At 61.4% G+C, this 20,073-nt stretch carries 20 protein-coding genes and 2 pseudogenes; 13 read left to right on the plus strand and 9 right to left on the minus strand.

Features of this window, described 5'->3' with window-relative positions; all coding sequences use genetic code 11:
- Positions 1-188: 188 nt before the first annotated feature.
- Positions 189-1,454 (plus strand): annotated as a pseudogene (locus BUB53_RS17780) (flagellar hook protein FlgE); the annotation flags it as partial.
- On the opposite strand, the pseudogene BUB53_RS23515 reads toward BUB53_RS17780, so the two are convergent.
- From BUB53_RS23515 to BUB53_RS22840, 4 genes and pseudogenes are all read right to left on the minus strand, one after another.
- Positions 1,442-1,582 (minus strand): annotated as a pseudogene (locus BUB53_RS23515) (flagellin N-terminal helical domain-containing protein); the annotation flags it as partial. The pseudogenes BUB53_RS17780 and BUB53_RS23515 overlap by 13 nt on opposite strands.
- A gap of 206 nt (positions 1,583-1,788) precedes the next feature.
- On the minus strand, positions 1,789-2,148 hold the full coding sequence (locus BUB53_RS17785) for a hypothetical protein (protein ID WP_073036599.1): 360 nt from the start codon (positions 2,146-2,148) through the stop codon (positions 1,789-1,791).
- Complete coding sequence (locus BUB53_RS17790; protein WP_308424337.1) at positions 2,141-2,425, minus strand: rod-binding protein; 285 nt, start codon at positions 2,423-2,425, stop codon at positions 2,141-2,143. Before BUB53_RS17790 ends, BUB53_RS17785 begins: the two co-directional genes overlap by 8 nt.
- 146 nt (positions 2,426-2,571) lie before the next feature.
- Positions 2,572-2,748 (minus strand): hypothetical protein, encoded by a 177-nt coding sequence (locus BUB53_RS22840; RefSeq protein ID WP_159437866.1) that lies wholly within the window; start codon positions 2,746-2,748, stop codon positions 2,572-2,574.
- A gap of 672 nt (positions 2,749-3,420) precedes the next feature.
- Between BUB53_RS22840 and BUB53_RS22845 the strand changes: the two genes are divergently transcribed.
- The 4 genes from BUB53_RS22845 to BUB53_RS17815 all read left to right on the plus strand — a co-directional run bounded on the left by BUB53_RS22845 (position 3,421) and on the right by BUB53_RS17815 (position 5,961).
- Complete coding sequence (locus tag BUB53_RS22845; protein WP_159437867.1) at positions 3,421-3,909, plus strand: flagellar hook-length control protein FliK; 489 nt, start codon at positions 3,421-3,423, stop codon at positions 3,907-3,909.
- An 11-nt stretch (positions 3,910-3,920) separates the two neighbouring features.
- Complete coding sequence (locus tag BUB53_RS17805) at positions 3,921-4,601, plus strand: flagellar hook capping FlgD N-terminal domain-containing protein (protein ID WP_084729296.1); 681 nt, start codon at positions 3,921-3,923, stop codon at positions 4,599-4,601.
- 73 nt (positions 4,602-4,674) lie between these two features.
- Positions 4,675-5,562, plus strand: a complete 888-nt coding sequence (locus BUB53_RS17810) for a phosphotransferase family protein (RefSeq protein WP_084729297.1) — start codon at positions 4,675-4,677, stop codon at positions 5,560-5,562.
- A gap of 141 nt (positions 5,563-5,703) precedes the next feature.
- Positions 5,704-5,961: a hypothetical protein gene (locus BUB53_RS17815; protein WP_073036607.1), complete on the plus strand. Its 258-nt coding sequence runs from the start codon at positions 5,704-5,706 to the stop codon at positions 5,959-5,961.
- 82 nt (positions 5,962-6,043) lie between these two features.
- On the opposite strand, the gene BUB53_RS17820 is transcribed toward BUB53_RS17815, so the two are convergent.
- The 5 genes from BUB53_RS17820 to BUB53_RS17840 all read right to left on the minus strand — a co-directional run bounded on the left by BUB53_RS17820 (position 6,044) and on the right by BUB53_RS17840 (position 12,177).
- Positions 6,044-6,727 carry a YjbF family lipoprotein gene (locus tag BUB53_RS17820; protein WP_084729299.1) on the minus strand — a complete coding sequence of 228 codons (684 nt, stop codon included), beginning with the start codon at positions 6,725-6,727 and terminating at the stop codon, positions 6,044-6,046.
- Between the two features lie 2 nt (positions 6,728-6,729).
- Positions 6,730-8,850 carry a YjbH domain-containing protein gene (locus tag BUB53_RS17825; RefSeq protein ID WP_308424336.1) on the minus strand — a complete coding sequence of 707 codons (2,121 nt, stop codon included), beginning with the start codon at positions 8,848-8,850 and terminating at the stop codon, positions 6,730-6,732.
- A 127-nt stretch (positions 8,851-8,977) separates the two neighbouring features.
- Positions 8,978-10,510, minus strand: a complete 1,533-nt coding sequence (gene ubiB / locus BUB53_RS17830; RefSeq protein ID WP_073036611.1) for a 2-polyprenylphenol 6-hydroxylase — start codon at positions 10,508-10,510, stop codon at positions 8,978-8,980.
- 1 nt (position 10,511) lies between these two features.
- The gene (gene ubiE / locus BUB53_RS17835) at positions 10,512-11,255 is read right to left on the minus strand and encodes a bifunctional demethylmenaquinone methyltransferase/2-methoxy-6-polyprenyl-1,4-benzoquinol methylase UbiE (protein ID WP_073036613.1); all 744 of its coding nucleotides are present in this window, start codon (positions 11,253-11,255) and stop codon (positions 10,512-10,514) included.
- Positions 11,256-11,352: 97 nt separating this feature from the next.
- Complete coding sequence (locus tag BUB53_RS17840) at positions 11,353-12,177, minus strand: dienelactone hydrolase family protein (RefSeq protein WP_073036615.1); 825 nt, start codon at positions 12,175-12,177, stop codon at positions 11,353-11,355.
- A 135-nt stretch (positions 12,178-12,312) separates the two neighbouring features.
- Between BUB53_RS17840 and mutM the strand changes: the two genes are divergently transcribed.
- The 8 genes from mutM (at position 12,313) to BUB53_RS17880 (ending at position 19,948) form a co-directional block, all read left to right on the plus strand.
- Positions 12,313-13,164, plus strand: a complete 852-nt coding sequence (mutM, locus tag BUB53_RS17845) for a bifunctional DNA-formamidopyrimidine glycosylase/DNA-(apurinic or apyrimidinic site) lyase (protein ID WP_073036617.1) — start codon at positions 12,313-12,315, stop codon at positions 13,162-13,164.
- Positions 13,165-13,229: 65 nt separating this feature from the next.
- Positions 13,230-14,006 (plus strand): enoyl-CoA hydratase, encoded by a 777-nt coding sequence (locus BUB53_RS17850; RefSeq protein WP_073036619.1) that lies wholly within the window; start codon positions 13,230-13,232, stop codon positions 14,004-14,006.
- 290 nt (positions 14,007-14,296) lie between these two features.
- Complete coding sequence (rpsT, locus tag BUB53_RS17855; protein WP_073036819.1) at positions 14,297-14,560, plus strand: 30S ribosomal protein S20; 264 nt, start codon at positions 14,297-14,299, stop codon at positions 14,558-14,560.
- A 489-nt stretch (positions 14,561-15,049) separates the two neighbouring features.
- Complete coding sequence (gene dnaA, locus BUB53_RS17860) at positions 15,050-16,438, plus strand: chromosomal replication initiator protein DnaA (RefSeq protein WP_229709589.1); 1,389 nt, start codon at positions 15,050-15,052, stop codon at positions 16,436-16,438.
- Positions 16,439-16,612: 174 nt separating this feature from the next.
- Positions 16,613-17,731, plus strand: a complete 1,119-nt coding sequence (dnaN, locus tag BUB53_RS17865) for a DNA polymerase III subunit beta (RefSeq protein ID WP_073036632.1) — start codon at positions 16,613-16,615, stop codon at positions 17,729-17,731.
- A gap of 59 nt (positions 17,732-17,790) precedes the next feature.
- A complete protein-coding gene (recF, locus tag BUB53_RS17870) occupies positions 17,791-18,903 on the plus strand; it encodes a DNA replication/repair protein RecF (protein WP_073036634.1) in 1,113 nt (370 codons plus the stop codon).
- Positions 18,900-19,331 (plus strand): VOC family protein, encoded by a 432-nt coding sequence (locus BUB53_RS17875; protein WP_073036636.1) that lies wholly within the window; start codon positions 18,900-18,902, stop codon positions 19,329-19,331. Before recF ends, BUB53_RS17875 begins: the two co-directional genes overlap by 4 nt.
- The gene (locus tag BUB53_RS17880) at positions 19,328-19,948 is read left to right on the plus strand and encodes a LysE family translocator (protein WP_073036638.1); all 621 of its coding nucleotides are present in this window, start codon (positions 19,328-19,330) and stop codon (positions 19,946-19,948) included. The genes BUB53_RS17875 and BUB53_RS17880 overlap by 4 nt, the downstream gene beginning before the upstream one ends.
- Positions 19,949-20,073: the final 125 nt, after the last annotated feature.

The following is a 20,073-nucleotide window of genomic DNA, read 5'->3' on the forward strand; positions in this document are numbered from 1 at the left end:
TCAAAGTCCGTCTGCTCAAGATCGCCTCCCGTTTTTGATCTTGAATCAAACGGAGGCTGATTTGGGAATCCCCTAAATGCAGACGCCGCCTAGGGAATTGTGGCGGATTTTATTTGTTCACCCGCTGTTAAATGAACATGCCCCATGCTGGATCGGGACAACCCCTGGTACAGCAGAAAGGTGTATCCATGACGATTTCTTCCTCCCTCAATGCCGGTGTTGCGGGCTTGTCGGCCAATGCGGCCCGCCTTGCCGCCATTTCCGACAACATCGCGAACTCGGCAACCTATGGCTACAAGCGTGTCGAAACCGACTTTCAGTCGCTTGTTATTTCCTCGGGTGGCGGCAGCTATTCGGCAGGGGGCGTTCGTTCCAGCACGCATAGGCTGATCGACGAAAGCGGCCCGCTTGTCCCAACGTCAAATCCAACGGATCTGGCGGTACGCGGCCGCGGGATGTTGCCTGTTGCGGCCGCCAGCCAGGTTGAGATTGGCAATGGCGATCCCCAGATGCTGCTGACGACAACAGGCTCGTTTCGAACCGATGCCCAAGGCCGTTTGGCGACGGATTCGGGCCTTGTTTTGCTGGGGTGGCCCGCCGGCCCCGACGGAAATGTCCCTGAATTTCCGCGCGATACCAGCGATGGTCTTGAGCCCGTTCAGATCAATGCGGACCAGCTGACCGGTGAACCCACGACCGAAATAAGCCTGGGCATCAATCTGCCGGGGACCGAGACGGATGCAGGGGCAACGGGCGAGTCACGGAGATTGCCGGTTGAATATTATGACAACCTCGGCATCTCGGAAAATATCATGATCGAGTTTGCGCCGGTGATCCCTGCCAGCGGGTCGTCCAATCAATGGACCATGACGCTGACGGACTCTGCGCAGGACGGGGCCGTGATCGGTGAATATTCTCTTACATTTGACGATGCCCGCGCCTCGGGCGGTACGCTTCTGGCGGTTTCGACCCTGTCAGGGGGGGCATATGACCCGGCCAATGGCAGCGTTATCGTGAATGTTGCCGGCGGTCCGCTTGAAATCAATATCGGACAATTGGGGGCCTCGAATGGGTTGACGCAACTGTCCGACAGCTTTGCGCCTCTGTCGATTTCCAAGGACGGATCGCCGGTTGGCAACATGGTGGCGGTAGAAGTGGATGCGAATGGCTTTGTTCATGCATCATACGATACCGGGATCACCCGCACCATCTATCAGGTTCCCTTGGTGGATTTGCCCAACCCCAACGGCATGGTGTCCATCGACAAGCAGACATTCATACCCTCATCGAACAGCGGTTCGTTTTTCCTGTGGGATGCGGGTGATGGCCCGACCGGCGATGTGGTGGCCTTTGCCCGCGAGGAATCGGCAACCGATGTCGCGGGTGAACTGACCGACATGATCCAGACGCAGCGAGCGTATTCCTCGAACGCGAAGGTCATCCAGACGGTCGAGTTATCCTTGGCGGTGGCGATTTCCTTGCCGGTCGAGATCATATCCTGCGTCTTGGCCAGGTTGCCGTTGATAGATTGCAGGGTTTGCAGGGCCACCATGGCGCTGTTGTTGGTTAGGATGCTGGACATAGAATGTTCCTTAGCCTGTGGTGCTTTGCACCGATTTCACTTTCCGGCCCGAACGGGACGGTCTCGGTGTCGTTCTGACGTATGCAGCCGGCGGGGTAGTCCGTGGTTGCGCCATCCGTTTCGGGATGCCCGTTCAGCATCGGGAACAAGTACTAACGGAATGCTAAGCCAGAAGGTTCGTCTTGCCAGCATTTGAAACAATTGCATCAGGCTCGTTTTTCGACCTTGTGCACCACTTCGCCTTCTATGACCTGCCGACGCCCGCTTTGATCGTAGGTTTCAAGCGACCGGCGAATCCGGCGCATCGCCGCCATGCGGGCCGCGACCCTGCGAATCCCCTGCAACGCACCGTCCAGAAGGGCCTGATTGCGTGTGACCTTTTCATGCAGCTTTTCTAGAGCACCCCGGTCGTTCGGTTGCATCCTGTTCAGGGCGTCGATCAGGGCCTCTTTCCGCGCCAGAAGCGAGGCGATGGTTTCCAGATCCCCGGCCAGAAGCGCGCTGCGTTCGGTTTCCAGCAGATCGTCCAGCCGGTCGATCAGGGTTTGGGGCGTATCTTCAGTCATCGCTTTTCTCCATCATGGATTTACAGAACATCTCGGCCAGCCCGATCCCGCCGCTTTCCACCATTCGGTCGGCAATGGCCTGTCGGTGAAACGAGGCGAACTGATCTTCGCCGGCATTGCCGGAAAAGCTGTTCTTTTGTTCCCCCAGCCCCGTCGATTTCAACATTTCCGCCAGAAAGCTGGCTTCCAGTTTCCTGGCGGCGGCCATTGCCGTGCTATCGTGCGCCTGTGTCGTGGTCTTGGGGCCGGGTGGGGGAAGTGGTAAAAAATCAGTCACTGTTTTGCCTCGAATTGAAAGAACTGACCTCTATTTGAGCCTAAACCGGTAAAGAAGCAGTAACCGGACTCTGCCATGCTCGATCCGTTGAGGAAGAAATCCCGGAGCATGCGATGATCCTTTCCCTTGCTATGCCAAGCGATCCGTCAGCGGGTGACCGGGCCAGTTCGCCCGTCCCTGGACAAAAGAAACGCGTTCTCGCGGACCACCCCGACAGTTTCGGGAAGGTGTTCGCAGCCGATACAGGACAGATCGCCGGTTCCGGAAAGGTTTCCGGTCAGATCGCGGGTGGCGATGCCCCTGGTCCGGACCAGCCTCCGCATGTGGCCGATAGCGCCGGGGAGATGCCCGCAGAATTGCAGGATGCGGAACCGGCTTATGTGAATCCAATGCCAGATGCCCCGCCGGATTTCCCGCGCGTCGCCCCGGTGGGACCGGGCGCAGAACATGCATCGAACCTCGTCAGGATTCCGTCGGCACAGGCCGCGGCGCAAAAGGAACAATTTTCGACCGTGATGAGCCCAGGCGTCGATCAATCTGTCACTGATACGGCCCCAAAAGCGGTAGACACGGCTATGCCGCCGCACGATATCTCTTCCGCGATGGCCCCGAATATTGCGTTGCCCATGCCGGGCAAACGGTCCGTCATGTTGGCCAGAGACACCCCTGTTCAGCAGGGCCTGCCCGGTTTCGTCGCAATCATTTCTGACAGGGGGAAAGGCGGGCAAACGTCAATACCGCCCAGGGCTTTGAACGCGACAGGGCCCGAAACGGCGGCACCCGCGGCCCGTGAGCCCACTGAGATATTGCAGACGTCTGGTTCTTCCCAATCAGCCATCCGCCCGGAAACCGGGAGTCCTCGGCCGTCGGCGAAAGCTCACGGCCAATCCGATACAATACCGGCTTCGCCCGCGTTGCCCCTCCCAACAGGGGTGCGCAGCGCCGCACAGGATGAGTCGCAGGCTCTGTCACGGCTCGCTTTCCAGCCAGAGTCCATGTCGGTGACGGAATTTCGCTCTGTTATGGTCGAAGGCCCCCATGCTCCCAGAACAACGGCCCCCTCATCCGTCCCGGATGTGCCGCGCCACATCGCCGCGCAATTGGCCGAGGCCGTTCAGCGCGGCGCAGGGCCGGGGCCGGAGCGTGCGGTGGAACTGATGCTCAACCCCGCCGAACTGGGGCGCGTCCGGATCAGCATGGCCCCCGGTGACGGCATGATTGTCGTGACCGTACTGGCCGAGCGTGGCGAAACGCTCGACCTGATGCGCCGGCACGCGGACATCCTGGCGCAGGAATTCCATGATATGGGCTATGGCACCGCTGAATTTACATTCGGCCAGAGCGATGGCGGGGCTGGCCAGGATGGCGATGCCGGGCAATCCACCTCCGATGCCCCCGCGACGGTGCAGCACTTGGCCGAGCCGTCGGACACCCCTCTCCCACCCCTGCACGTTTCCACCGAACACGTCGATATCAGACTCTGAACAGGCTCAAAATGACATCCATATCTCCAACGACGACCCAAACAGCCTCCGCGTCCCAGACCGCCACCCAAGCCGCGGGTGCGGCTGACAAGCCCGCCATCAGCTCGGATTTCGAAACCTTCCTCAAGATGTTGACCGCGCAAATGCGCAATCAGGACCCCCTGAACCCTGTCGCGTCAGAGGATTTTGCCGTCCAACTGGCCACCTTCTCCAATGTCGAACAGCAGGTGCGCACCAACCAGTTGCTCGAATCCCTTGGCGACAGGATGGGTGCGATCGGCATGGCGCAACTGTCCGGCTGGGTGGGGATGGAGGCTCGTGCCGAGGTTCCGGTGCAGTTCGATGGCTCTCCGGTCACCCTGACCCTTCAGCCAGACACGCTGGCGGATACCGCGCAGCTTGTCGTGACCGACAGTCGCGGGATCGTCGTGCAGCGCACCGATGTCCCGGCTCAGGCCGGGGCGGTTACATGGGCCGGTATCGGGGCGGGCGGCATACCCCTCCCGCATGGGCGTTACGCGATCACGCTGGCCTCGTTCGCCAATGGAGAACACCTGTCGGACAGCCCGGTTCAGGTGCATGGCCGGATCGTCGAGGCGCGCAATACCGACGGGCAAATCGCCCTTGTCATGGAGGGCGGGCAAGAGGTGGCCTCGGACAAGGTGCTCAGCCTGCGCGCGCCACAGGAGTGATGGCTATTGCCTGGGCCTGTCCTGTGCCTTAGCGTCCGGTGTCCCCGACACCGCGCAGGATACAGTGCCTTCGATGAATACCCAGCCGGACCAAGCCATGATCGACAGCCTGCGCGCGGCGCTTGCATCGCATGGCAGCGTGGCGGTCGAAGGCCGTTGGCACCCGCTGTCGGGCGGGCGCACGAATCGCCTGTGGCAGGTGACGGCGCCGTCCGGCCCCCCGGTGGTCGTCAAGCTCTATACCGGCGATCCCGGAAACCCGCTGTTCCCGAACGACCCCCAGGTCGAGCGTCATGTGCTGCGCCACCTTCAGGGGCAGGGGATCGCCCCCCGGCTTCTGGATTTTGCCGAAACGCCCCTTGGCCCCTGCCTGATCTACGGCCATGTCGCGGGAACGAACTGGGCCGGGGGGGCCGCCATCGCGGCGCGGGCGCTGCACCGGGTCCATGCCGCGACCCCTCCGGCGAATCTGCGCCGTTCCCCCGATGGCAGCGCCGCGCTTGCCGATCAGACCCGCACCATCCTGCGGTTGTGTTCATCGCACGCGGCGCGAGCGGCGGCGGCACTGGAGCCGTCCTGTCCTTCGGTTGCCCCATCGGGGCAGGCGGTCTTGCTGCACGGCGATCCGGTGCCCGGAAACATGGTGGTCTCGGGCAACACGGCCTGCCTGATCGACTGGCAATGCCCGTCCATAGGCGACCCGTGCGAGGATCTGGCGGTATTCCTGTCGCCCGCGATGCAGCTTGCCTACCGGGGACACCCCCTGAAACCCGTTGAAAGGGCCGCGTTTCTGGCCAGTTACGCATGGCCCGGCATGGCGGAGCGGTATCGCGCGCTTGCCCCGTGGTATCACTGGCGGATGCTCGCCTATTGCCTCTGGCGTCACGAGCAGGGAGACGCTCAGGCGCGTATCGCGGCCCAGACCGAACAGCAGGCGCTTATCACGCTGATGCAGGAATAGGCAGGGTTTGTTGCAAATATGCGCAAGGCGTGGCCGGTTACCCGTTTAAGGCGAATAAAGGTTGTTTTCCGGGGCATGTATGCCATAGTGATCCCAATCCCTTCGGGGTGTAACTGTCGTCCAAATGGTTTGGAGAGTGTCATGAAGAAATTTTCGACTATCGCAGCTGCTGCAGCTCTCGCTGTCACCGCCGCTGCTCCGGTTGCCGCTGAAGAAACCAAAGCCAGTGTAAACGCTGACCCGTTCGTGTCGTCGCAAGGAACCACAGGCTCCCTGGGTCTGGGCGTTGGCGCCGGTACGACGGCCGCCATCGTTGCAGGTGTCATTCTGGTTGGCGTGGTCGCCGCATCGGGTAGCGATGACGGACCTATCGTCACCACCACCACCACCGGTTTCTAAGCGCAGCTGCGCAAACTGCCGTTACGAATACAGAAACGGGCCCGCTTGGGCCCGTTTCTTGTTTGCCGTAATCGTTCCCGAATCACCGCAGGCGTTGCACCACGCTGTGCCCCATCGTCGGGCCCGCCCAATGGCGCGATTGCACGATTTCACCGGCATCCGTCACCAGATAGCTGTTCGTCACGCGGCGTTCGTCCTGCTCACACTGCGCCATCATGCGCGTGACCCGTACCGTCCGGCCGGTTCCATCCGCGAAGGCCTCCGATTCGCCACGGGACACCGTACAATCCGACCTGATTGTGACAGTCTGATTCTCGCCGTCCAGATAGCGTTGTTCGATAGATGCTGTGCCGGCCTGCCGGTGGCTCACCAGAGCCAGCAGGGCATCGATGTCGGACGACATCAGGTCATTGCCCAGCCCTCGCGTGGCCGTCAGAATCCCGTTGCGGCTGCTGATGCTGCGGCGTTCGGAACTGCCGTAGGATGCCCATGTCTGATAGGCTCCGTTTCGGGCAATGGGCCTGATTATGGCAACCGCCTTGCGTTCTTCCAGACGATAGATCGCCAGCGGTCCGGTGCTGTGGGTCAGCGCATGCTGCGCCACGCGGGCCACTTCATTGGGATCGGGCTCGGCAGGTTTGTTCGCCGAAAGCTGGCCGATCACTGCCTTGCCGACGGTGAAGACATTCTGCCGGTTCTCCACGCTGGAACAGGCGGCCAGCGTCGCGACACAGCCAAACAGGCCAAGGCGGGTCAGGAAGGTCATGCTCATCTCCAGAACTTGCCCCAGCTGTCGGCAATATCGGTTTGTCGCGAGGGGCGCACTGTCTCGTACAACCGGCCCCTGACATTCAGCCGCTGGCCCCCGTCGCGGGTCAGCGACCGGATAACCGCCGTGGGCGATTGCCGCGTCGGCGTTCCAAGCAGCCACGATACAGGTGCGGTAATCCGAATCCCCTTGTCGAACGACCCTTCGCCGAAGTCCTGCGCCGATACGTCGGTTTTCGTGGCAAAGGCCCCGATACGCCAGCCATTTTCGAATTCACGGTCAAGGGAAATGGTCGCGCCCCAGTCTCCGGCCAGATAGCGGCCCGCATCCAACTGCCCGTGGAAGCCGTTGCCGAAATCGTAATAGATCGAGGCATGGCCGTTGAATTCAGGGATGGTGCCACTGACGGTGCGGCGGCTGCGCAGCCCGAATCCGCTGTCGAAATCGCGCGGCTGCACGTAATTCACCTCGCCGCCAATGGCCAGGCGGCTGTTCACGGGGCGCCACAATACTTCGGCCGAGGCCCCCGCATACATCTGTTCGAGATAGCCAACCGTGGCGCGGGCAAAGATATCGGGTGCAAGCCGGTGATATTTGCTCAGCGTCAGCCAATCCAGCCGCGGCCCATCCTCGCGGGCGTAAATCGCGGCATCCGACCGGACCCTTGGCAGCCGCGAGTTGCTGACCTGTGTGGTCTTGTCCAGGTTCCCGAACAGTTTGACCGATGTGCCGCCATCCGCGACCCATCCTTTGCCGAGTTCGACTTGCGCCTCGAACCGCAGCGCCACATCGGCACGCACGGGATTGTCGGGATCGAAAAGGCTGATACGGGTAAACGGTGCGATCGCCCAGTTGAATCGCGGGAACCGGTCGACAACGGGCGCGGGCATCCCCCCATAGCGCAGGCTGTCATCGAAACTCGCCGCCGCCAGCGTCTGATCGGCAGGCGCATGTTCCAGCCGCTCCAGATCGCTGCGCCGCAAGGTGACGGTCGTTCCGGGCATGCCTCCCTTTTCCGAAAAGGTGATACGGAACGTCTCGACCGAGGCGGGCAGGGCGCGCGTCATGATCCGCGCCGTGCGGCCAAGGGCCTGTGCCGGCTGGTCATACGTGGTATTGTTGATCGCTACATGCGCCGTCGTATCGCTCAGCTCGAGCCCGACAAGGTCAAGCTGATCCTTGGCCAGCATATCCTGCAACTGTTCGGACAGGGCGTTGCGCGCCGTGGGTTGCGTGGCCCATCCAAGGTCCCGTGCGCTCTCCGGGTCGCGCACGGCCACCGGCAGCGGTGCCTGCTCGATCCCGCCGGGAACGGGCATGTTCTTGGGATTCAGGCCAAAGGACAGGCTCACGCCGACCTTTTCACCATACAGCGAATACACCCGCAGATTGGCGTCGGGCGTCAATTTGTAGGTCAGGGCGAAATTATAGGGAGACCCGCGCCGGAACACGCCCGCAGCCTGTTCGATATCGTACCCGTCCGACGAATACTCGGCCGCAAAGGTCAGCCTGTCCGTGATGTCATAGGTGAACCCGCCGAACACGCCGATATCGCCACGGAACCAGTTGGATGTATCGACATCGCCGCCCGTGCCGACACCGGCGAAACTGAACGGATCGCGCGTGCCGAACCCGTCGAAATTATTGCGCGACCCCAGCCGCCCCCAGCCGAATCCGCCCGACACCTTCAGGCGGTCGCCAAAGGATTTGCTAGCAACAAGGTATTCCGCTCCCAACAGGCCCGTACCCAGAAAATCCTGCAAGCCGATGGCCACGGCCGGCGTGTACGTGCCTTCCTTCAAAAGGCGCAGTTTCAGATCGAAACTGCGGTCGTAATAGGTGGAAAACTGCGGCGTTAAATCCTCGGTGCCGGAATAGCGAAAGCTGCCGCTCAGCCACGGTGTGATCTGAAAACTCAGCGTGCTGCGTCCGAATCCGTCGAAATAGAACGCTGTCGCCGACAGTTGCCCATCGGGCGCCATTTCGGCTGTGGGCATATCTATCAGCCCGCCCGGTAAACCATAGCTGTTGGTCACGGTCGTCGTCAGATTGTCGGCACCCGCCGATAGCGGGCATAGCGTCGCGGCGGCGGCCAGGGCGATGTTGGAAAAACGGGTCAAGCGACCACTCCACATTTGTCATTGGGGAGGAGTCTAACGGCGGGTATTGATGACAACAACTCGCTTTAAGGGTGTTTTTCAAGACATCTTATCGCCTGTCGCATTTTCGTGACTCCACAGGCGAAAATCAGCCGATCCAGATCGCAGCCAATGTCACCGCGGCCCCGGCGCCCGCCCCGCCCAGTGCCCACAAGAACGGCACCAACCGCCCGCCGGAGGGCTGGGTCACCACGGGCATGGATTGCCGGATCAGCGCGTTTTCCACGATACCGGGCAGCCGCGGCCCATAGCGCGCCAGCACCGCCAGCGTCTTTTGCAGATCGCGCACAGCGGCGTGCGGCCCGATATTCTTGCGGATATACGCCTCGACCACCGGCCTCGCCACCTGCCAGATGTTGATCTGCGGGCTCAGCGAGCGCGCCACGCCCTCGACCACCACCATCGTGCGTTGCAGCAGGATCAGCTCGGTGCGGGTTTCCATCCCGAACCGTTCCGTCACCTCGAACAGATAGCTCAGCAGGTTGCCCATCGAGATATGCGAGGCATCCATGCCGAAAATCGGCTCTCCCACCGCGCGCAGCGCACGGGCGAACTCGTCCACGTCACGGTCGGCGGGCACATACCCGGCCTCGAAATGCACCTCGGCCACGCGCTGGTAATCGCGCTTGATGAAGCCATAGAGGATCTCGGCGTAAACCTTGCGGGTATACTCGTCGATATGCCCCATGATCCCGAAATCATAGGCGATGATCTCACCCGAGGGCGCGACCTTCAGGTTGCCCTGATGCATGTCGGCATGGAAATACCCGTCGCGCAGCGCATGGCTCAGGAACAGCTGCAACACCCGCTCGCCCAGCGCCACGCGGTCATGCCCGGCAGCATCCAGCGCCGCGTTGTCGCCCAGCGGCACACCATCGGCCCAGCCCATGGTCATCACCCGCCGCCCCGACAGGCCCCAGTTGATCTGCGGCAGGGCGAAGCCTTCATCGTCCGATGTGTTGGCGGCGAACTCGCTGGCCGAAGACGCCTCGAGCCGCAAATCCAGCTCGCCCATGACCACGCCCTCGAAATGCGCAATCACGTCCGTCGGGCGCAACCGGCGCGAGGCAGGCGACAGGAATTCGATCATCTTCGCCGCGAAATAGAACGCGTTGATATCCTTGCGGAACGCCTTTTCGATACCGGGGCGCAGCACCTTGACGGCCACCGCCTCGCCGGTTTCGCGCAGCCTCGCGCGATGCACCTGCGCGATCGAGGCCGCTGCCACCGGCGCGCTGAACTCGTCGAACACCGCCTCCACGGGCTGCCCCAGCTGATCCTCGACCGACTGCTTGGCAACCTCCACCGGAAACGGCGGCAGCTTGTCCTGCAACACGCGCAACTGCGTGGCCAGATCCTCGCCCACCAGATCGGGCCGCGTGGACAGGATCTGCCCGAACTTGATATAGGCCGGGCCCAGCGCCGTCAGCGCGCGGGTGGCCGGCGGCATCCCGGGATCGCCGCGATAGCCCAGCCATTGAAACGGCCACGCGAGGAACCGCATCGTGCCACGCACCAGCGGCGGCGCATCCATCGCGTCCATGACCACACCCATGGCGCCCGTGCGTTCCAGCGTGGCGCCGGTGCGGATCAGGCGCAAAATGTTGTGAGGCCCGCGCATCCTAGATCTTCCAGCCCGAATGCAGGCAGGCAATGCCCATGCTCAGATTGCGATACTTCGCGTTCCCGAACCCGGCGCTGCGCACCATGCCAAGGAATGTCTCCTGATCGGGAAACTTGCGGATCGATTCGACCAGGTACTGATAGCTGTCCCTGTCCCCGGCGATGACCTGCCCCATGCGCGGGATGATATTGAACGAATACAGATCATAGGCCCACTGCATCAGGTCGTTCGGAATCTGGCTGAACTCCAGCACCATCAATCGCCCACCGGGTTTCAGCACCCGAAACGCCTCATTCAGCGCCTCTTGCGGGCGGGTGACGTTCCGGATGCCGAAACTGATCGTGTAAACGTCAAAAGTATTGTCCTCGAACGGCAACGCCATCGCGTCGCCCACCACCCAATCCAGACTGCCCGCCATCTGTTCGGCCTCGGCGCGCTTGCGCCCCTCGATCAGCATCGGCTCGGTCAGATCCAGCACCGTGGCATGGCCGCGGCCCGCGCGTTTCAGGAACCGGAAACTGATATCGCCCGTGCCCCCGGCCACATCCAGCAACCGCTGGCCGGGCCGTGGCGCCAGCCAGTCCATCATCGCGTCTTTCCAGATGCGGTGAATGCCAAAACTCATGGCATCGTTCATCACGTCGTATTTCGACGCAACCGAGCCGAACACACCGCGCACGCGCCCCGCCTTTTCGCCTTCGGGCACTTCCTGAAATCCGAAATGGGTGGTTTCCTCGGTCATGTACCTTGCCGCCTTCTCTCTTCGCTCTCTTTATAGGCGGATGCAATGCGGATACAATGCGGCGTTATTTCAAGGCGCTTGGGTGGGCTTGCTGCGCTCAGGGCGTAACGCTGCGAAACCAGCGATAGCTCTCCTCGGCAATCTGCGGACCGGCTTGGTAAAACCAATGGGTGTGATCGGGAATGAGGACCAATTCGGTGTCATGGCCACGTGCGGCCATCGTTTGCCCCGTTAGGCGCGCCTGCTCGACAGAAAACAGGTGATCCGCCTCCCCTAGATAGATTCTCAACGGTTTGGTTTCGGCATAAACCTCGACCAGTTCGTCAGCGGGCGCATAGCCGCCGTGAATCGCCGCCGCTTGCCATGGGGTCTCAAAGCGATTCAACAATACCTGCGCATAGACGGCACCCGCAGAATGACCAAAGAGATAGGCTCGGGACCGGTCAATGTGGTGATGCGCAGCGGCCTTATCCACGAGGGAGGCCAGAAAGGCGGCACTGGACGGGCTTATCGTCCAGGATTGTGCTTCGGAATCGGGGGCAACAAGGACAATGCCAAAGCGATCAGCCGTGCTTTGCCACATCTCGATCATCGATAGCCCGTTGCGCCCCGCTCCATGCAGCAAAATAACAATCGGTAACGCGCCGCTGCGTTTCGGCGCATAGCTGTACCATTGTCGGTCACCGTCAACATGCACCTCGGCCAGCCGCTTCACGCGGGCAGACGGGGCGTATTCGTACCGAGCCAGTTTTTCAATTTTGAAGCCGAGCGCACGGCGTTCCTTGAATTCGGCCGGAGAGGCGGGCGATGCCGCTGGCCGATCTAGGGCAGCGCTGTTCTCCACTCGAAGCAGGAAAGCAGCGCCAGCATAAACAAACATTGCCATGCCGATCATAAAGATAAGTTTATAAATAAAAGACATTTTTCGAATTTCCTGCCAGACCGGCCCAGTCAAACCGCAGAATTGTGGCTTTTCTTCAGCGGCATCGTGACGACACACTGTATTGGCTTTATGTGTAAGCAGCGCCTCACGTCCGTTGCCCTTGAAGGAGTGCCAATGCCCGAATTGCCCGAGGTTGAGACAGTGCGCCGCGGCCTCGTCCCCGCGATGGAGGGCGCGGTGATCGCCAGCGCGCAGGTCAACCGCCCCGATTTGCGCTGGCCCTTTCCCGAAAACATGGCCGCCCGGCTGACCGGGCAGCGGGTGACGGCCCTCCGGCGGCGCTCGAAATACATTCTGGCCGATCTGTCAGGCGGGGAATCGCTTCTGATTCACCTCGGCATGTCGGGCCGCATGACCGTATCGGGCGATCCGTTGGGGCAATTCCACCACGATCACCCCACACCGCAAAAACACGATCATGTGGTGTTCGACATGGATAATGGCGCGCGCATCACCTTCAACGATCCGCGCCGCTTCGGGGCGATGGATCTGATGGACACCGCCGCCGCCGACACCCACCCCCTGCTGGCCAAACTGGGGCCGGAACCCCTGGGCAATGCCTTTGACGAATCCTATCTGGCCGACGCCCTGAAAACCCGCAACACACCGATCAAATCCGCCCTCCTGGATCAGCGAATCGTGGCCGGACTCGGCAATATTTACGTGTGCGAGGCACTCTATCGCGCCGGAATCTCGCCAAAACGTCGCGCCCGGAACATTTCGCGCGCCCGCGCGGCGGCGCTGGTGCCGATCATCCGCGACGTGCTGCGCGATGCGATCCGCGCGGGCGGGTCCTCGCTGCGGGATTTTCGGCAGGCAGACGGGGAACTTGGCTATTTTCAGCACAGTTTCGATGTCTACGACCGCGAAGGGCAGCCCTGCCGCACACCGGGCTGCACGAACACGATTCACCGCATCGTGCAGTCGGGGCGGTCCAGCTTCTATTGTCCCTCCTGCCAAAGATGAGGTTGATCAATGCGCAGACCGTGGTAAGGAATCCGTCCTGACAGAAACAAGCGAAAGCAGATTTCATGGCCTATGAGACGATCATCGTCGAAATAGAAGACCACGTCGCCCTTATCAAACTCAATCGCCCCGATGCCCTCAATGCCCTGAACGCCCAGCTCATGACCGAGCTGTGCAAGGCGCTGAAAGAGGCACAGGCGAATGACAAGGTGCGCTGTGTCATCCTGACCGGCTCGGAAAAGGCGTTCGCCGCCGGTGCCGACATCAAGATGATGAGTGAAAAGGGCTTCGTCGACGTCTTCTCCGAAGACCTCTTCGGCCCCGAAAGCGATGCCATCATGAGCATCCGCAAACCCATCGTCGCCGCCGTATCCGGCTATGCCTTGGGCGGTGGTTGCGAACTGGCGATGATGTGCGATTTCATCATCGCCTCGGACACCGCCAAATTCGGCCAGCCCGAAATCAATCTCGGCGTTATGGCCGGTTTGGGCGGCAGCCAGCGCCTGACCCGTTTCATCGGCAAGTCCAAGGCGATGGACATGAACCTGACCGGCCGCTTCATGGACGCGGACGAGGCCGAACGCTCCGGCCTGGTCAGCCGCGTGGTGCCCGTCAAGAAACTGATGGAAGAAGCCCGCAGCGTCGCGGAAAAGATCGCCGAGAAATCCATGATCACCACCATGGCGATCAAGGAATCGGTGAACCGCTCCTACGAAACCACCCTGCGCGAAGGGCTGTTGTTCGAACGCCGCGTCTTCCACTCGCTGTTTGCGACCGAAGACCAGTCCGAAGGCATGGCCGCCTTCGTCGAAAAACGCGAACCGCAGTTCCGCGACAAGTAAGATCGCGAACGGCCGACATGACGGGGCGCGCCTGACCGGCGCGCCCTTTTCCGTTTCGTACGAAACGGGCATGTGTTTCGTACGTTTTGTACGATCCCAAAGGCCGCGCCGCCGTGGGCCAGGGCGGGCAGATTCGGCTTTTCAAACCCGAAAAACTTCTCTATAGGGCGTCGTCATACATGCGCGTGCGGCCCGCCCTGGCCAGAATCAGCTACGGCAATCACGATGCCGGCCTGTGGGTTTGCGACGCGCTATTTAGACAACGCAAACCTGATAGAGGTCTGATTCAAATGGCAAATACGCCCCAGTCCAAGAAACGCGCTCGCCAGAACGAACGCCGTCTTGCCGTCAACAAAGCGCGCCGTTCGCGCATCCGTACCCACCTGCGCAAGGTCGAAGAGGCAATCGCCTCGGGGGACAAGGACGCAGCCCAGGCCGCCCTGCGCGCCGCCCAACCCGAACTGATGCGCGGCGTCACCAAAGGCGTCTTCCACAAGAACACCGCCTCACGCAAAATATCGCGCCTGTCGGCGCGCGTTAAGGCGCTCGGCTAAGCGTTTTCGTGCTAAATCATTGATCCAAAAGGCGCCGGTTGAACCGGCGCTTTTTTCTTTTGTGACGGTCTGAAAACGGCCGGGAGATTCTTTTCACAGAAACGTCATGTCAAGCGCGAAGATCAGTTGCCGCGTGGCATGGCAACTTGCTAGCTTCAGCATGCGATTCACGCTTGGGGGGACAAGCGGCGGCCATGACCGATACGGCCACGGACGCCATTGGGCGCGTAGGCAACGCTGTTGTCATGCACCCTGTCCACTAGACGTTATGTGACGTGCACAATGATATCGCAGCCAATGGGGAAAGGCTGCGATATGTGCGCTGTCACATTTATTGGGAATTTGGGCTCGGGACAGGGCTTGGCATCCGTCGTCTTTCGCGACGGCAGGGTTCTTTTGTTCCAAATTCACCCTCGTGCAGAAACGCAATAGCCCGCGCCTGTTATGCGCGGGACAAGGATGAAGCGACAAAGCGCGGGACAGGAACGAATGACGCAGGAACAATGGGGCCAACTCAAGCAGGAACTTCTCAAGACGGTCGGCAAGAACAATTATACAAACTGGATCGAACCGCTCGAGCTGTCCGGAGTCTCCGATGGCGTGGCCACTTTCAGCGTACCGACCAGCTTCCTGGGCAACTATGTGTCTCAGAATTTCGGGGATCTGATCCTGTATCAGATGAACACGGTCGCACCGCAAATCAGGCGCGTGAAATTCAGCGCCGCCGCCAATTCCGGCCACAGCCCCACTTCTGTCCCCATGACCGCAAAGTCCGAATCCGGCGAACAGCATCCCAAAGCACCGGCACGGTCAGGGTCCGCCGGTTCAGATGACCGGCTGAACACCGCACCGTTGGATGAACGGTTCACCTTCGACACGTTCGTGGTCGGCAAGCCCAATGAGCTGGCGCATGCCGCTGCCAAACGCGTGGCCGAAGGCGGCCCCGTAACCTTCAATCCGCTCTTTTTGTACGGTGGTGTCGGGCTGGGGAAAACGCACCTCATGCACGCCATCGCGTGGGAGCTGAAATCCCGCCGCCCGGATATGAACATCCTGTACCTTTCTGCGGAACAGTTCATGTATCGTTTCGTTCAGGCGTTGCGCGATCGCAAGATGATGGACTTCAAGGAACTGTTCCGATCGGTCGATGTTCTGATGGTGGATGACGTTCAGTTCATTGCTGGCAAGGACAGCACGCAAGAGGAATTTTTCCACACTTTCAATGCCTTGGTGGATCAGAACAAGCAGATCATCATCTCGGGCGATCGCGCGCCGGGTGAAATCGCCAACCTCGAGGAACGGATCAAGTCACGCCTGCAATGCGGCCTTGTGGTCGATCTGCACCCGACGGATTACGAGCTGCGCCTCGGCATCCTGCAATCCAAGTCCGAACAGTTCGCCAAAACCTATCCCGGCCTTGAAATGGCCGATGGCGTGCTGGAATTCCTCGCTCACCGCATCAGCACCAATGTCCGCGTTCTCGAAGGCGCGCTGACCCGGCTTTTCGCCTTCGCCTCTCTGGTGGGGCATAAGATCACGCTCGAACTGACGCAGGATTGCCTGGCCGATGTGCTGCGCGCGTCCGAGCGCAAGATCAGCGTCGAGGAAATTCAGCGTCAGGTTGCCGACCATTACAACATCCGCCTGTCCGACATGATCGGCCCCAAGCGCCTGCGTGCCTTTGCCCGCCCGCGTCAGGTGGCCATGTACCTGTGCAAGCAGATGACCAGCCGCTCGCTGCCCGAGATCGGCCGCCGCTTCGGGGGCCGGGATCACACCACCGTCATGCACGGCGTCAAGCGCATCGAGGAACTGCAAATTCAGGATGGTCAGATCGCCGAAGATCTGGAAATCCTGCGTCGCACGCTCGAAGGCTGAAGCGCCCAAACCGTGTTCACTGCGACAAGCGGCCTTGCCTCGATGCGGGGCCGCCCTTGACGCTCAGGCATTTAGCACTCAAAACACAACAAAAGGCTTGAGCCGCAAGGGGAAGTTGCTAACGTGCCCCTCCGGCGCGGGGCCGGCACCTATTCAGGTTCAGGGAGCAAGGGCATGAAACTCAGCATCGAACGCGGGACGCTGCTCAAGGCCGTGTCGCAGGCGCAATCTGTCGTCGAGCGGCGCAACACCATTCCGATCCTTGCCAACGTCCTGATCGAGGCCGAAGGCGATGCCGTTCATTTCCGCGCCACCGATCTGGATATCGAAGTGGTCGACAAGGCCCCGGCGCAGGTCGAACGCGCAGGCGCCACCACCGTCAGCGCCGTGACCCTGCACGAGATCGTGCGCAAACTGCCCGATGGCGCGCTTGTCACGCTGGCCGATGACGGGGCGTCGGGCCGCCTGACGGTCGAGGCCGGGCGCTCGAACTTCAACCTCGCCACCTTGCCGAAAGAAGACTTTCCGGTGATGGCCTCATCGGAATACAGCAGCAATTTCAGCGCCCCCGCGCCCGTGCTGCGCCGCCTGTTCGACAAGTCGAAATTCGCCATTTCCACCGAGGAAACCCGCTATTACCTGAACGGTGTCTACATGCACGTCGCCGATGCCGAAGGCGGCAAGGTGCTGCGCTGCGTCGCCACAGATGGCCACCGTCTGGCCCGTGTCGATGCCGAGCTTCCCGAAGGTGCAGGCGACATGCCCGGCGTGATCGTGCCCCGCAAAACCGTGGGTGAGTTGCGCAAGCTGCTGGACGACGACGATATGCAGATCGCCGTATCGGTCAGCGAAACCAAGGTGCGTTTCGCCACACCCGATATCACCCTGACCTCCAAGGTGATCGACGGCACCTTCCCCGATTACACCCGCGTCATCCCGCAGGGAAACACCCGCAAGCTCGAGGTGGACGCCGCCGAATTCGCGCAAGCCGTGGATCGTGTGGCGACCGTCAGTTCCGAACGCTCGCGCGCGGTGAAGCTGACATTGGACGAAGACCGCCTGATCCTGTCCGTCAACGCCCCCGACAGCGGCGCCGCCGAAGAGGAACTGGCCGTCGCCTATGGCGATGAGAGGCTGGAAATCGGCTTTAACGCCAAATACTTGCAGGAAATCGCCAGCCAGGTTGATCGTGAAAACGCCGTGTTCATGTTCAACTCGTCCGGCGATCCCACGCTGATGCGCGAAGGCAACGATACCAGCGCGGTTTACGTCGTCATGCCGATGCGGGTGTGAGGCTGGACGGAATTTTCCAAGGTCCGTACCGTTTTCTGGCACGAAAACGGACTTAGCCCATGGGTGATCTCTATCTCTCCCACCTCACCCTGTCGCATTTCCGCTCCCACAAGGGCGCGCGGCTGACGTTCGATGCGCGGCCCGTGGCCATCTTTGGTCCGAACGGTGCGGGCAAGACCAATATACTCGAAGCGGTGTCGCTGTTTTCACCCGGTCGCGGGCTGCGGCGTGCGGCGGCGCAGGACATGGCCCGCCGCCCCGAGGCCTTGGGGTGGAAAGTTACCGGTCTCCTGCAATCCCTGCATCAGGTGCACGAGGTCGAAACATGGTCCGAAGAAGGTGCCGCGCGGCAGGTTCGGATCGACGGCAAGACCGCTTCGCAAACCGCGCTAGGCCGGATCGCGCGGGTTCTGTGGCTGATCCCTTCGATGGACAGGCTGTGGATCGAAGGCACCGAAGGCCGCCGCCGGTTTCTGGATCGCATGACGCTCAGTTTCCGGCCCGACCATGCCGAGGCCACGCTGACCTATGAAAAGGCGATGCGCGAACGCAACCGGTTGCTCAAGGATCAGGTGCGCGATGCCCATTGGTATATCGCGCTCGAACGGCAGATGGCCGAAAGCGGAGCAGCGATCCACGCCAATCGCCTCTATGCGCTCGATCAGTTGCGTGCAGCGCAGGACAAGGCCGAAACCGCCTTTCCCGCCGCCGACCTCGAACTGACCACGACCGAGGGCGACATGCCCGACACCCCCGCCGATCTGGCCGATGCCCTCGCCGAAAGCAGGTTTCGCGATCTGGCCGCCGGGCGCACCCTGGTTGGCCCGCATCGCGCAGATTTGTACGGTGTCTATGCCGCCAAGGGCGTGCCCGCGCGGGATTGTTCGACGGGCGAGCAGAAGGCACTTCTGGTGTCGCTGATCCTCGCCAATGCCCGCGCACTGGCCCGCGATTTCGGCGCGCCGCCGCTCCTGCTGCTGGATGAGGTCGCGGCCCATCTGGACGCCGGTCGCCGTGCCGCGCTGTACGACGAAATATGCGCCCTTGGCGCGCAGGCATGGATGACGGGCACAGGCCCGGAATTGTTTGCCGAACTGGGTGATCGCGCGCAAAGTGTCGAGGTGACGGAAACCGACGGCATCAGCCAGATCAGCGAAAGGCCCCTGCAATGACACCGCAACGTGTGACCCTCATCACGCTTGGCGTGCACGACCTGCCGCGTGCACGGGCGTTTTATGCCGCCCTTGGCTGGTCCCCGGCAGAGGAAGCGGATGGCATCAGCTTCTATCAGATGAACGGTTTGGTGCTGGGGGTGTTCGGGCTTCAGGCCCTTGCCGCCGATCAGGGCCGCCCTGATGCCACCCTCGGCACGGGTGCAATGACACTCGCGCAGAACTTCAGCACCGAGGCCGAAGTCGACACCGCCTTCGAACTTGCGATGTCGGCAGGCGCCACGGCACTCAAGCGTCCGGAAAAAGTGTTCTGGGGTGGATATTCCGGCTATTACGCCGATCCCGATGGTCATGTCTGGGAGGTGGCGATGAACCCCTTCTGGCCTCTGGCCGATGATGGCTCTTTGACCCTGCCGGAGGGCGAATGACTCTCTCTCTTTCCGATCTCGCGCTTTATGCGGGCGCTTTGCTCGTGTTGTTCCTGACACCCGGCCCGGTGTGGCTGGCCATGCTGGCGCGCTCCATGTCCGGCGGGTTTAATGCCGCGTGGCCACTGGCGCTTGGTGTGGTCGTGGGCGATGTGCTCTGGCCGTTCCTCGCCATCCTCGGCGTCACCTGGATCGTTTCGGTGTTTTCCGGCTTCATGCTGGCGTTGCAGATCGTGGCGATCCTGATGTTCGTCGGCATGGGCATCTTGCTGATCCGCAATGCCGACCGCTCGATTGCTGCCGATAGCCGCCTGACCCGGCCGGGAACATGGGCGGGGTTCATGGCGGGGCTGGCGGCGATCCTTGGCAACCCCAAGGCGATCCTGTTCTACATGGGCGTCCTGCCGGGGTTCTTCGACCTGTCGCGCATTACGCCCCCGGACATTGCCGCGATCGTGTTCCTGTCGTTTCTGATTCCGCTGATCGGGAACCTGTCATTGGCCCTGTTCGTCGATCGCATTCGGCGGGTCATGAGCTCGCCCAATGCGATCCGGCGCACCAATGTGATCTCGGGCTGGCTGTTGATTGTCGTGGGTGTCGTCATCGCCCTGACCTGAGGTTTCGCACCGACGAAATACCGACACGATACCGACGTTTTACCGATGCGGTTTCCGGCCCTTTTGGGCGATCTGCGCGGACCAGCCGATCTGGGGGTCCGGCACCACTAAATATTGGGGTAAAC

Source organism: Roseovarius pacificus, assembly GCF_900142665.1.
Lineage (GTDB): Bacteria > Pseudomonadota > Alphaproteobacteria > Rhodobacterales > Rhodobacteraceae > Roseovarius > Roseovarius pacificus.

What these genes read in the sequence shown, in the direction of transcription:
- recF (WP_073036634.1), top strand. Translation starts at nt 17,791, where the DNA reads ATGGGTGATCTCTATCTCTCCCACCTCACCCTGTCGCATTTCCGCTCC.
- BUB53_RS17820 (WP_084729299.1), bottom strand. Translation starts at nt 6,727, where the DNA reads ATGACCTTCCTGACCCGCCTTGGCCTGTTTGGCTGTGTCGCGACGCTG.
- BUB53_RS17785 (WP_073036599.1), bottom strand. Translation starts at nt 2,148, where the DNA reads ATGACTGAAGATACGCCCCAAACCCTGATCGACCGGCTGGACGATCTG.
- ubiE (WP_073036613.1), bottom strand. Translation starts at nt 11,255, where the DNA reads ATGACCGAGGAAACCACCCATTTCGGATTTCAGGAAGTGCCCGAAGGC.
- BUB53_RS17840 (WP_073036615.1), bottom strand. Translation starts at nt 12,177, where the DNA reads ATGTCTTTTATTTATAAACTTATCTTTATGATCGGCATGGCAATGTTT.
- BUB53_RS17805 (WP_084729296.1), top strand. Translation starts at nt 3,921, where the DNA reads ATGACATCCATATCTCCAACGACGACCCAAACAGCCTCCGCGTCCCAG.
- BUB53_RS17850 (WP_073036619.1), top strand. Translation starts at nt 13,230, where the DNA reads ATGGCCTATGAGACGATCATCGTCGAAATAGAAGACCACGTCGCCCTT.
- BUB53_RS17815 (WP_073036607.1), top strand. Translation starts at nt 5,704, where the DNA reads ATGAAGAAATTTTCGACTATCGCAGCTGCTGCAGCTCTCGCTGTCACC.
- dnaN (WP_073036632.1), top strand. Translation starts at nt 16,613, where the DNA reads ATGAAACTCAGCATCGAACGCGGGACGCTGCTCAAGGCCGTGTCGCAG.
- ubiB (WP_073036611.1), bottom strand. Translation starts at nt 10,510, where the DNA reads ATGCGCGGGCCTCACAACATTTTGCGCCTGATCCGCACCGGCGCCACG.
- rpsT (WP_073036819.1), top strand. Translation starts at nt 14,297, where the DNA reads ATGGCAAATACGCCCCAGTCCAAGAAACGCGCTCGCCAGAACGAACGC.
- BUB53_RS17875 (WP_073036636.1), top strand. Translation starts at nt 18,900, where the DNA reads ATGACACCGCAACGTGTGACCCTCATCACGCTTGGCGTGCACGACCTG.
- BUB53_RS17810 (WP_084729297.1), top strand. Translation starts at nt 4,675, where the DNA reads ATGAATACCCAGCCGGACCAAGCCATGATCGACAGCCTGCGCGCGGCG.
- BUB53_RS22845 (WP_159437867.1), top strand. Translation starts at nt 3,421, where the DNA reads ATGTCGGTGACGGAATTTCGCTCTGTTATGGTCGAAGGCCCCCATGCT.
- dnaA (WP_229709589.1), top strand. Translation starts at nt 15,050, where the DNA reads ATGACGCAGGAACAATGGGGCCAACTCAAGCAGGAACTTCTCAAGACG.
- mutM (WP_073036617.1), top strand. Translation starts at nt 12,313, where the DNA reads ATGCCCGAATTGCCCGAGGTTGAGACAGTGCGCCGCGGCCTCGTCCCC.
- BUB53_RS22840 (WP_159437866.1), bottom strand. Translation starts at nt 2,748, where the DNA reads ATGCGGAGGCTGGTCCGGACCAGGGGCATCGCCACCCGCGATCTGACC.
- BUB53_RS17880 (WP_073036638.1), top strand. Translation starts at nt 19,328, where the DNA reads ATGACTCTCTCTCTTTCCGATCTCGCGCTTTATGCGGGCGCTTTGCTC.